Annotated in this window: 8 protein-coding genes and 1 riboswitch; of the genes, 7 read left to right on the top strand and 1 reads right to left on the bottom strand. The window is 36.2% G+C overall.

All coding sequences use genetic code 11. The features are described from left to right. Positions 1–54 precede the first annotated feature (54 nt). Complete coding sequence (locus tag WFZ86_RS05425; protein WP_342690991.1) at positions 55–951, top strand: GLPGLI family protein; 897 nt, start codon at positions 55–57, stop codon at positions 949–951. Between the two features lie 197 nt (positions 952–1,148). Then, complete coding sequence (locus WFZ86_RS05420) at positions 1,149–3,851, top strand: carboxypeptidase-like regulatory domain-containing protein (RefSeq protein ID WP_342690990.1); 2,703 nt, start codon at positions 1,149–1,151, stop codon at positions 3,849–3,851. Between the two features lie 184 nt (positions 3,852–4,035). Here the strand turns inward: WFZ86_RS05420 and metK are convergent, their stop codons facing one another. Beyond that, positions 4,036–5,286 carry a methionine adenosyltransferase gene (gene metK, locus WFZ86_RS05415; protein WP_342690989.1) on the bottom strand — a complete coding sequence of 417 codons (1,251 nt, stop codon included), beginning with the start codon at positions 5,284–5,286 and terminating at the stop codon, positions 4,036–4,038. A 731-nt stretch (positions 5,287–6,017) separates the two neighbouring features. Between metK and WFZ86_RS05410 the strand changes: the two genes are divergently transcribed. The 5 genes from WFZ86_RS05410 (at position 6,018) to WFZ86_RS05390 (ending at position 12,769) form a co-directional block, all read left to right on the top strand. Further along, positions 6,018–7,295 carry an O-acetylhomoserine aminocarboxypropyltransferase/cysteine synthase family protein gene (locus WFZ86_RS05410; RefSeq protein WP_342690988.1) on the top strand — a complete coding sequence of 426 codons (1,278 nt, stop codon included), beginning with the start codon at positions 6,018–6,020 and terminating at the stop codon, positions 7,293–7,295. Positions 7,296–7,329: 34 nt separating this feature from the next. Beyond that, positions 7,330–7,539: a hypothetical protein gene (locus tag WFZ86_RS05405; protein ID WP_342690987.1), complete on the top strand. Its 210-nt coding sequence runs from the start codon at positions 7,330–7,332 to the stop codon at positions 7,537–7,539. 131 nt (positions 7,540–7,670) lie between these two features. Further along, positions 7,671–7,775, top strand: a riboswitch (SAM riboswitch). 77 nt (positions 7,776–7,852) lie between these two features. Beyond that, positions 7,853–8,818, top strand: coding sequence for an alpha/beta fold hydrolase (locus WFZ86_RS05400; RefSeq protein ID WP_342690986.1), 966 nt, complete (start codon positions 7,853–7,855; stop codon positions 8,816–8,818). Positions 8,819–9,043: 225 nt separating this feature from the next. Then, entirely contained in the window at positions 9,044–11,455 is a 2,412-nt protein-coding gene (thrA, locus tag WFZ86_RS05395) for a bifunctional aspartate kinase/homoserine dehydrogenase I (RefSeq protein ID WP_342690985.1), read from the top strand. A 225-nt stretch (positions 11,456–11,680) separates the two neighbouring features. Beyond that, the gene (locus tag WFZ86_RS05390) at positions 11,681–12,769 is read left to right on the top strand and encodes a PDDEXK nuclease domain-containing protein (protein WP_342690984.1); all 1,089 of its coding nucleotides are present in this window, start codon (positions 11,681–11,683) and stop codon (positions 12,767–12,769) included. Positions 12,770–12,773: the final 4 nt, after the last annotated feature.

Here is a 12,773-nt window from a genome sequence, read left to right as displayed (position 1 = left end):
CTAATGCTGTAACAAATGAATTTGAATCTCGTCTTATTGAAAAATTTGGAAACTATGTATAAAATTATTTTGCTTTTGACCGCGCTTGTATTGAGCAGTGTTGGGCTTAGAGCTCAGGAATTTCAAGGTATGGCAGTGTATGAGTCTAAAACGAGTACAGCTGATTTTAAGACCAGAATGGAAGGAAATAAAAACATTACTCCCGAAATGATGAAAAACATCGAGGATCGAATGAAGAAAATGTTTGAAAAAACATTCATTCTAAATTTTGATAAATCGGCGTCTATTTATAAAGAAGAAGAGAAATTAGAGGCGCCTGGACAAGATGGTGGCGGCGGAATGCGAATGATGGCTTCTATGACTGGAGGCGGCGGTACGTATTACAAAAATGTAAAGGATAAAAGCTATACGGTCGATAAAGAATTTATGGGCAAAGAGTTCTTGGTCAAAGATACCCTTACCAACCTAAAGTGGAAAATGGAAGGAGAGACGAGAGTAATTGGCGGTTATAATTGTTACAAAGCTACAGCCGTTCGTCCGGTTAGTAAAACCGATTTTAGAAATTTTAGACCAAAGGACGAGAAAAAAGAGGCTACTGAGAAAGCGGGTGAACCTAAGAAAATCAGTCTTATGGATGAGTTAGATATTCCCAATGAAGTTACGATTACGGCGTGGTACACTCCAGAAATTCCAGTAAATCAAGGGCCTGAAGGCTATTGGGGATTGCCTGGTTTGATTTTGGAAGTTAATGATGGTAAAACTGTGATTTTATGTTCTAAAGTGGTTTTGAATCCGAAAGAAAAAGCAGCTATAAAACCCGCTACGAATGGCAAAGTAATCAATCAAAAAGATTTTGACGAAACGGTGATTAAAAAAATGGATGAATTTCGTGAGATGAATCGTGGAAGAGGAGGAAATAATGGCGGATTTAGAATGAGAGTAGGAGGTTGATGCTTTCTTTTTATCAGTTTAAATAATAACCAATACAAAATAATGCCACCTTCTAGCCCCGGTGGAAGCGGTATCCTTTGCCTTTTTTCTTTACAAAAGGCAAAGATATAGCGGACGACGGGACTTTGTTGGTCAAAAAGCCCATTGTTGTTGCTCCAAAATAAAGTAATACCACTATCACATTCAATAACCACTCTATGAAAGCATTGCTTCGAATTGCTCTTTTTCTTTTTTCTATTGTATCTTTTGCACAAACCATTAAACTCGATGGTTTGATTACCGACTCTAAAAACGCGGGACTTGAAATGGCCAATGTTATGGCGGTCAATAAAAGCACTAAAGCCATGGATGGTTATGCCATAACGAATGATAAAGGAAAATTTAGTTTGAATTTGAAACCGAATACTACCTATATAATCAAAGTGAGCTTTTTGGGGATGCAAAATAAAGAGGTAGAAGTGACTACGGCTACCACTAATTTAGTCAAAAATATTGCTTTGGACGCGGGTGGTATTGAATTGGACGGGGTTGAGATTGTACGCGAAATGCCTGTTTCTATTAAAGGCGACACGATTGTGTACAATGCCGATTCGTTTAAATCCGGAACAGAAAGAAAACTAGAAGATGTATTGAAAAAATTGCCTGGAGTGGAAGTCAATGCCGACGGCGAAATTGAAGTGGAGGGTAAAAAAGTAACCAAATTGATGGTGGAAGGCAAAGACTTTTTTGATGGTGATACCAAATTGGGAGTAAAAAACATCCCTGCCGATGCGATTGATAAGATTCAAGTATTACGCAATTACAACGAAAACTCGATATTAAAAGGGGTGGAAAACAACCAAGACAATATTGGAATGAATATCAAATTGAAATCAGGTAAGAAGAACTTTTGGTTTGGAGATGTCAACGCGGGTGTTGGGGTGGCCCACAAAGAAAGCAGGTATGTGATTAATCCGAAATTGTTTTATTACAATCCAAAGTACAGTGTGAATTTGATTTCGAATTTCAATAACATAGGCGAATTACCTTTGACGATTCAGGATTATTTTAAGTTTACCGGTGGATTTCGTGGATTGTCGGCTAAGGGAGGTTCAAGTTTTAACGTGTCTTCTAATGATTTGGGTATTGCTTTAGCAAGAAATAATAGAGCCAAGGAAATTGATACGAAGTTTGGCGCGACCAATTTCTCGTACAATGTAAATAAAGCTTGGAGTTTTAGTGGTTTTGGAATTGTTTCTTCTTCGATTACCGATTTAGAAACCATTTCTCAAAATAATATCTTGAAACCGAATTCCTCAGAAGTGGCTTCTACTGAAAACCGAAAAGAAGTAGCGCACCAAACCAGTAATTTAGGTTTATTTAAATTGAGTACGACCTACAAACCCTCGACTAATTTTCAGTTGGATTATGATGTGCTAACCAAGTTGTCCAAACAAGATGAAAACACTTCGTTGCTTCGTGAATCAATAGTGCAAAATATTTCGGCTACGGAATCTATAGCTACGCTAAAAAAGCAAGATCCTATTTCGGTAAATCAGAATTTGAGTGCCTATTTTACCTTGAATGAAAAAAATGTCTTTGCGGTAGAAATGCAAAGTTTATACCAAGAAGAAGATCCTTTTTATAATGCCAATTTGCAGTCGCGACCTTTTACTTTAAGCGGTTATCAACCAGGTCAAAATAGAAACGACATCAACCAAACTCGATTTGTAAAAACGAACAAACTCGACGCCAAGTTGGATTATTACTATATGTTGACGCCAAAAAGCAATATCAATTTGACTTTAGGCAATACGTATTCGTATCAAAATTTTAATTCCTCTATTTTTCAGCTTTTGGATAATGGCACAATAAACGATTTAAATGCTTCCGAAAACACCAACGATGTAGACTATCGTTTTAATGATGTGTTTTTGGGATTGCATTATAAGATACTTACGGGGAAATTTACGTTTACTCCCGGAGTTAGTTTGCACAGTTACAATATGACCAATGCGCAATTAGGAACCGAATTCAGTCAGAAATTCTTCAGAGCCTTACCTGACTTTGTAGCGATTTACCAAATCAAAAAAGCCGAGACCTTGACCTATAACTTCTCGTATACTAACAATTTTACCGACATCAATAAATTGGTAGAAGGTTATGTCTTCTCGAACTACAATAGTTTAACTCGCGGTTTCAGAGCACTAGAAAATGCTACGGCACAACAACATTCGCTGCGTTACTTCAAATACAATATGTTCAATATGGAAAACATTACCGCTTTTGTAAATTACACCAAAACGGTAGATGCCATTAAAACAGATGCTACTTTTGATGGGGTGAACCAAACTTCAGTGCCTTTTAACTCTCCTTTTGCCGACGAAACCATCTCGGGACGTGCTTCTTATGGGCGTTCGTTTTTGAAAAATTACAAAGCTTCTTTTGATACTAATTTGAATTGGTCGAAATTTAATAACAAGCAGAACAATGTAACTATCGCTAATGAGAGTTTTACACAAAGTTATACTTTGAGAGCTTCTACCAATTACAAGAGCTTACCCAATCTAGAAGTAGGATACAATATAGTAATCAATGACTATAACAATAATACTTTTTATACCGATCGTCCTTTTGCCAAGCTAGATTACTATTTCTTAGACAGTTTCTCATTTGTAGCCGAGTATGAATTCTATCATTATTACAACAACGACAAAACCGTTAATAATGAATATGATTTCTTGAATGCGAGTTTGATTTACCAAAAGAAGAACAGCAAATTAGAGTATAAAATAAGCGGTACGAATTTATTGAATACTACCTCACTCAACGACGATAGTTTTTCACAATTCGCTACAAGAACCTCGCAATATACCGTACAACCTCGTTATTTGATTTTCTCTGTGAAGTATAATTTGTAGGGAGTAGATTGTTTTATATCAAACCATAAGCAATCTACTGAAAAGGCTTTTTGTTATAGGTTTGTTTAAATCAAATTTTAAAACTAATGAATAAAGTATAGTGTTAACTTAACTCTAGGAGTTTAAAAAAAGCCTTCTCGTTTACTATAACAAGAAGGCTTTTACTTTATTAAAAGCTTTGATCTTATAATCCAAAAGCAGTTTTTACTTGATCTACAAAATCTAATTTTTCCCAAGTAAACAAATCTACAGTAACGGTTTTTGTTAATCCGCCTGGAGCAGAGAAAGTTTTGGTTACGGTTTCAGGAGTACGTCCCATGTGTCCGTATGCTGCTGTTTCGCTATAAATCGGGTTTCTTAATTTCAATCGTTGTTCGATGAAGTAAGGACGCATGTCGAAAATTTCTTCTACTTTTTTAGCGATTTCACCATTTGTCAAATTCACTTTTGAAGTTCCGTAGGTTTCGATGAAAACCCCCATTGGTTTAGCTACACCAATCGCGTAAGAAACTTGTACTAAAATTTCGTCAGCTACACCAGCGGCTACTAAGTTTTTAGCAATATGACGAGTTGCATAAGCTGCACTACGGTCTACTTTACTTGGATCTTTTCCTGAGAAAGCACCACCACCGTGAGCGCCTTTCCCACCGTAAGTATCTACAATGATTTTTCTTCCGGTTAAACCGGTATCTCCGTGAGGTCCTCCAATTACGAATTTTCCTGTTGGGTTGATATGGTATTGGATTTTATCATTGAATAAATGAGCGTGTTCTGGATTTTTGGCGATAATTCTAGGAATCAAAATGTCAACAATATCTTTTTTGATTTTAGCTAACATAGCAGCTTCTTCATCAAAATCGTCATGTTGTGTAGAGATAACAATCGCATCGATACGAGTCGGTTTGTTATCATCGCTGTATTCTAAAGTTACTTGAGATTTAGCATCAGGACGCAAATACGTGATTTCGTTGTTTTCACGTCTTAAAATCGCTAATTCTTGCAGTAATTTGTGCGATAAATCAAGTGCCAATGGCATGAAGTTTTCGGTTTCGTTAGTAGCGTAACCAAACATCATTCCTTGGTCACCTGCTCCTTGTTCTTCTTTACTGGCTCTATCAACCCCTTGATTAATGTCAGCTGATTGTTCGTGAATAGCAGAAAGAATACCACAAGAATTGGCTTCAAACATATATTCGCTTTTTGTATATCCAATCTTGCGAATTACTTCACGAGCAATTTGTTGTACATCTAAGTACGTATTTGATTTTACTTCACCAGCCAAAATTACTTGACCTGTAGTTACTAAAGTTTCACATGCTACTTTGGAGTCTGCATCAAAAGCTAAAAAGTTATCAATTAATGCGTCCGATATTTGATCAGCAACTTTGTCTGGATGTCCTTCACTTACAGACTCTGACGTAAATAAATAAGCCATAATAAAAAATGTATTTTAAAATTAAGCGAGGAAAAGGTAATTGCTATAAAAAACTAAAGGGAAGTGTTCCTGCTTTAGCATTTTTTATATCGAAGTTTGTTTTCGATATCCACAATGAAATATTTCATTATGAAGAGGTTGCAATCAGTTCAAATTTTTCCTCTGTATTCGGGCGCAAAGGTATGAAACCATTTTTAATTTCAAATTAATCTTAACTTTTTTTTGAATTTATGTTAAGCTAATCACTTTGTCTACACGATTTTGTTATCTTTAGTATAAACATTTCTTAAAAGCTTGTAAATTGTTTGGTTTTTCGGAATTTAGTTTGCACTTTTGTTAAAACAAAAAAAACAACAATGAATTTAGTCTCTTGTAAAATGATGAAAGCCATTCAGGATAATTCCTGCGGGTTGTCTATTGCACGTATTTAAATTCATTCAAAATATAGCAAAAGCCTCCCGCCAAAACGGGAGGCTTTTTTATTTACAACAAAAGAAAACAATACTAAAAATTTGAATGTAATGAAACAAATCAATCAACCTCAGTCTAAATCTCTAAATGTCAAGTCTATTAAGAATGCCAAGGTAATGGTTATGAGTATGTGTATGATTGATATGTGCTGATTCTGAAAGTAAGTTTATAAATAACTTTTTTAAACCCTTTTGGATTTTTTCTAAAAGGGTTTTTTGTTACCACAATAGATAAAAAATATAATTTAAAAAATAAAAAAAATGAGTACTACTAAATTCGCCACTAAGGCATTACATACAGGACACGATACTACTAAAACTGCTGGAACACGTGCGGTTCCTATTTTTCAAACCAGTTCTTATGTTTTTAATAATTCTGAACACGCTTCTAATTTATTCAGTTTGTCAGAAGCTGGTTTTATTTACACTCGATTGAATAACCCAACAAACGATATTTTAGAGCAACGTTTAGCAGCGCTTGAAGGAGGTATTGGAGCTGTAGTTACAGCATCGGGGACGGCTGCTATTGCGACTACTTTATTGGTGCTCTTAAAAGCGGGTGATCATGTTGTGGCTTCTAACAGTTTGTATGGAGGGACGTATAATCTTTTGAGTGTGACTTTGCCAAGACTTGGAATTACTACCACTTTCGTTGATCCTTCAAAGGCAGAGAATTTTAATAAAGCCGCTAAAGAAAATACGAAAGTCTTTTTTGCCGAGTCGTTAGGGAATCCAAAATTAGATGTTTTGGATCTAAAAGCTATTTCATCTGAGGCTCAATCGCTTAAAATTCCTTTCATTGTAGATAACACCGTTCCTTCTCCCTATTTACTCAATCCGATTGAATTTGGCGCGAATATTGTAATTCACTCTTTGACGAAATACATTTCGGGAAATGGGACTTCGCTGGGTGGAGTCATCATAGATGCTGGAACTTTTGACTGGAGTAGCGGGAAGTTTCCTGAATTCACAGAACCTTCTGCAGGTTATCACGGATTAGTGTATCACGAAGCGTTAGGGAATGCTGCTTTTATCGCCAAAGTTCGTATCGAAGGATTACGAGATTACGGAGCAGCACTGAGCCCGTTCAATGCTTTTCAAATCATTCAAGGTCTAGAAACTTTGCCAATCCGAGTCCAGAAGCACAGTGAAAATGCGTTGGCCTTGGCCCAATGGCTAGAACAACAAGATGCTGTTGCTTGGGTCAATTATCCAGGTCTGCCATCGAGTAAATATTATGATTTGGTAACGCGATATTTACCTAAGGGTCAGAGTGGTATCGTAACTTTCGGACTCAAAGGAGGATTTGAAGCAGCGAAAAAAGTAGCCGATGAAACCCAACTTTTTTCACTCTTGGCCAACATCGGAGATACGAAGTCGTTAATCATTCATCCCGCGAGTACAACACATCAACAATTGTCTGATGACGATCAAGTCACAACAGGAGTGACCAAAGATTTGATTCGACTCTCGGTCGGATTAGAAGATATAGAGGATTTAAAAGCCGATTTAAAAGCTGTGTTTGACAGCTTCGGTTAAATAAAAAAGAAAAACCAAATAAAAAACAATCATCATGAAAACAAATATAACCTTCAGCAAAATAGTTTCTTTCTTTAGTAGAAAAAACATCAAAAATAAAATAGAAAAAGTAGATCAAACCGTACACGAGTTGATTCATCCGCGTTTCATTATGGATAAATCTTCTGAAGCTACAAATGAAACTACTAAGAAATCAATGTTGTTTCATTTGTATTCTAATGAAAACGATACGCTTTTCATTTAAAGAGTATCCATTCAAAGAGCTAGCAATAACCAAGTTTGCAATTGATTTGTAACTTGGTTGTTGTTTTAAAAATTTGCGTGTTAAAAAAATAAATAGTTACTTTGCAGCTTTAAGTTCACAAACGTATTGAAATGTTATAAAGAAAGGCGGAGGGATTAGACCCAATGAAGCCTTAGCAACCCTTCGGAAATCGAAGAAGGTGCTACATTCTATTCGCCTAGCGAAAAAGATAACGCAACAAAATACCTCTAGTCTCCACTAGTTTTTCTTTCTAATATTCCAAATACAAATCAATAACATCAAAGATTTGAGATTGGAAAATAAACCCAACATACTTACCCTTACTAATTTTACCACCGAAAGTGGTGCTTTTTATGCTACCCTAAACTTAAGTTATCAAGTTTTTGGACCCGCTTTGCATACCGCTCCAATTGTGGTAGTAAATCACGCGTTGACAGGAAACTCACAAGTGATTGGCGCAACAGGCTGGTGGAACGATTTAATTGGACCTGCAAAAACTATCGACACTCAAAAATATACGGTTCTCGCCTTTAATGTTCCAGGCAATGGTTTTGATGGCAGTGTAATTGAATCCTATTTGGATTTTACCGCTCGCGATGTGGCACAGCTTTTTAATTTAGGTTTGCAACAACTCGAGATTAATCGTGTTTATGCCATTGTTGGAGGTTCTATTGGTGGAGGAATTGCTTGGGAAATGGCTGCTTTATCGCCACAACTCGCTCAGCATTTAATTCCAATTGCAACGGATTGGAAGGCGACCGATTGGTTGATGGCCAATTGCTATTTGCAAGAACAAATTCTGAATCACTCCTCTCGCCCTATTGAAGACGCAAGAATACACGCTATGTTGTGTTACCGCACTCCAGCATCGTTTGAAGCTAAATTCAACCGAACGATTAATAGCGAATTGGGTGTTTTTAATATCGAAAGTTGGTTGGCGCATCACGGAGAGAAATTGCAACAACGGTTTCAATTGGCTTCTTATAAATTGATGAATCAGTTGTTGAAAACCATTGATATCACTCGAGGAAGAGGTTCTTTTGAAAGTGTGGTAGCGCCAATAACGGCAAACATTCATATCATTGGAATCAATACCGATTTGTTTTTTACTCCAACGGAAAACCGAAAAACAAGTCTAGAATTACAACAATTACAACACCAAGTATCGTATCAAGAAATTGAATCGATTCACGGACACGATGCTTTTTTAATAGAATTTCAACAGTTGAATCGTTTGCTTGCAACGGTTTTTGATTAGTTGAAAAAATGAGATTCTACTAAAAGTTCTTGTGGAATTTTGCGTGAGGGATAGCAGTAGGCTACCGAAGTAGCACGTATAGCCCGACGCTGTTACAAAAAGGGGCTTTGTAAACGGTGCTATAGATAAGCCCCTTTTTTTAACAGGGTCACGCCCTAATTAATGAGGGGAAAGAGAAAAATAAAGTAAATAAAAGGAGTTGAATGACTCGTAAAATATAATAAAATGAAGATATTAAAATTCGGAGGAAAATCATTGGCCAATGGAGAAGGACTTCAAAAAGTTTTGGCAATCCTTACTGATAAAGTGTTGAAGGGAGAAGAATTTGCCGTTGTAGTTTCGGCAAGAGGGAATGCAACGGATGAGTTGGAAGATTTGTTAGCGATTGCGTCTAAGAATGAAAACTACAAACCTTTGTTCGAGAAATTTAAAGCCTATCAACAAGCGGATTTCCCAACGGTGGATTTGTCCGAGGAATTTACTGTGCTCGAAAAATTGTTCGAAGGAGTAAGTTTGATTGGTGATTATAGCGAAAAAATCAAAGACCAAGTTTTATCGCAAGGCGAATTGCTATCGGCTAAATTGATTACGGCTATTTTGAAGCAAAAAGGAGTCAATGCCAATTTTGCTGACGCTAGAGAATTGATAAAAACCGATGGAAAATTTGGCGATGCGCAGCCTATTGAGCAAGTTTCTAAGAAAAATGTGGTGCAGTTTTTTAAACAGCACAGCGATAAAGTCAATATAATTACAGGTTTTATTGGTTCGAATAGCAAAAATGAGGCAACGACTTTGGGTAGAAACGGAAGTAACTATACGGCATCACTTTTTTCTAATTATTTGAACGCATCCGAATTGCAGAATTTTACGCACGTGGACGGAATTTACACAGCCAATCCAGAATTAGTAGAAGATGCTAAAAAAATTGACTTTTTATCGTTTAACGAAGCCAATGAGCTAGCCAATTTTGGCGCTACTATTTTACACGCCAAAACCATTATTCCGCTTTTGGAAAAAAATATTCCGCTACGGATTTTAAATACCTTCAATCACGAAAACAAAGGGACTTTGATTACTTCGAATGCTGGTAAAGAAGGTATTAAAACCCTTTCGGTATTGGAGAATGTGGCATTGGTGAATTTAGAAGGCCGTGGTTTGCTTGGGAAAACGGGTGTTGATGCGCGTATTTTTAGAGTGATGGGCGATAATGATATTAGTGTTAGTATTATTTCACAAGGGTCATCTGAAAGAGGTATTGGTTTGGTAGTTGCCGCAGACAAAGCGAGTAAAGCGATGATAGAATTGGAAAAAGAATTCGAAAATGACTTTTATTCCAAAGACGTAAATAAAATTTCGGTTACCGATGAAGTTTCTGTAATCTCGATTATCGGGCAGGATTTGAGTACGTTTCACAAACCCTATACGGCTTTAATCAAAAACAAGATTGTTCCGATTTTGTTCAACAACACTGTGACTGGGAAGAACGTGAGTTTGGTGGTGCATAAATCTGAATTGAACCGTGCGTTGAACGTAATTCACGGTGAAATTTTTGGTGTTTCGAAGAAAATTAATATCGCGATTTTCGGTCACGGATTAGTAGGTGGAACCTTGATTAACCAAATTTTGGAATCGGCAGATGCCATTGAAAAACGAAAAGACATCCGATTGAATGTTTTTGCGATAGCCAATTCTAAAAATGTTTTGTTGAACAAAAATGGAGTATCGCCGAATTGGAGAAATGAAATTCAAACTAACGGACATTCTTACTCTATAGATGAGATTATCGCCTACGCGAAGGAGCATCATTTAGAGAATTTAATTGCTATAGATAATACCGCTAGTGCAGCTTTTGTTGAAAATTATATTCCATTAATTGAAAGCAGTTTCGACTTGATTTCTTCGAATAAAGTGGCCAATACGTTGAGCTATAGTTTTTATAAAAAATTGAGAAAGGTTTTGGATGATAATCAAAAAAGTTATTTGTACGAAACCAATGTTGGTGCAGGTTTGCCTTTGATTGATACCATCAAATTGTTGCATTTGTCGGGTGAAAACATCACCAAAATCAAAGGAGTGTTTTCAGGTACGTTAAGTTATTTGTTCAATAATTTCTCAGCCAAAGATGTTCCTTTTAGCGAAATTTTGAAAGAAGCAATCGACAACGGTTACACTGAACCCGACCCTAGAGAAGATTTATGTGGTAACGACGTAGGTAGAAAACTATTGATTTTGGCCAGAGAATTGGATTTGCAAAACGAATTTGATGAGATTGCTATTCAGAATTTAATTCCAGAGCATTTGCGTGAAGGCGATGTGTCGACTTTCTTGAATAAACTAAAAGAGTTCGACCCTATTTATGCCAAAATAAAAGCAGAACAGCAACCCAACCACGTTTTACGCTATATTGGAGAATTGTCTGGCGATTTGCAAAACGATAAAGGAAATCTGGAAGTAAAATTAGTTTCTGTACCTTCGGATACTGCTTTGGGAGGTTTGAAAGGTTCGGATTCTTTCTTCGAAATTTACACCGAATCCTACGGTGACCGACCTATTGTAATTCAAGGGGCAGGAGCAGGTTCGGCAGTAACGGCGAGAGGTGTGTTTGGCGATATTTTGAGGTTGTCGGATAAAGGGTAAAAGCCCCCTAGCCCCCGAAGGGGGAATGAAAAGATAAATGATTTTTGAATTAAGAGTAACGATTTTTGATTTTAGATGGAGAGGATGGAACATTGTTTTTCTGAGTTTGGCTTGTCCAAGTATAGTAGAATTATAAACATTATTATATAAAGTATTAATTATATAAAGACTTACCTCCAGTCTATGCTCCCTCCCCTTTTTAGGAGGGCTGTGGAGGGGCTTATTATGGAAATAACAACTACTGAATATAAAAATTGGCTTGTTGAGCTAAAAAGCAAAATTCGTTCTTCACAAATTAAAGCGGCAATTGCCGTAAATAGTGAGCTGATTGCGTTTTATTGGGAATTAGGAAAATCAATTAGTGAAAAAGAAAGCGTTTGGGGAAGCAAATTAATTGAAAAGGTAGCACAAGACTTAAAGGAAGAGTTTCCTGAAATGAAAGGACTTTCAAGAAGAAACCTTTTTAATTGTAAGCAATTTTATAAATTTTACGCTTCCGATTTAGTGCAACAAGCTGTTGCACTAATGGAGCAACTAGCAAGCCCTGAGTTGCAAAGCTCAAGCAATCAGTCATTAAACAAAATGCAGCAACTGTTAATTCAAGTGCCTTGGGGACATAATATCCTTATTTTTACGAAATCAAAGGATACAAATGAAGCGGTTTTTTACATCCAACAAACCATTGAAAACAATTGGAGTAGAGATATTTTAGACCTTCAAATTAAATCAAACTTATATGAAAGACAAGGCAAATCGATAACTAATTTCAAAAATACGTTGCCTGAACCTTTTTCAGATTTAGCCATTCAAACGCTAAAAGACCCTTATGTTTTTGATTTTATTGCTTTAGATACAAAATATAGAGAACGAGATATCGAAAACCAATTGGTACAACATATCACTAAGTTTTTGCTAGAATTGGGTAAAGGATTTGCATTTGTTGGACAACAATATCATTTGGTTATTGCCGATAATGATTATTATATCGATTTGCTCTTTTATCATACTCGGCTTAAATGTTATGTGGTGGTTGAATTAAAAAACACCAAATTTATACCAGAATTTGCAGGGAAATTAAATTTTTATTTGTCAGCAGTGGATAGTTTGGTCAAGCAAAATGACGACAATCCAACTATTGGTATTTTGCTTTGTAAAGATAAAAGTAATTTAGAAGCTGAATTTGCTTTACGAGACATAAACAAACCTATAGGGATAAGCGAATTGAAACTAACGGAAAATTTGCCAGATAACCTAAAAAGTAGCTTGCCTACCATTGAAGAAATTGAGCAAGAATTAAAAAGGCTTGATGTTTAAGTAT

It is taken from the genome of Flavobacterium polysaccharolyticum (genome assembly GCF_038739875.1).
Classification (GTDB): Bacteria; Bacteroidota; Bacteroidia; order Flavobacteriales; family Flavobacteriaceae; genus Flavobacterium; species Flavobacterium polysaccharolyticum.
Note: the sequence above shows the minus strand (reverse complement) of the source record. Positions and strands in the feature narration are given on the sequence as shown.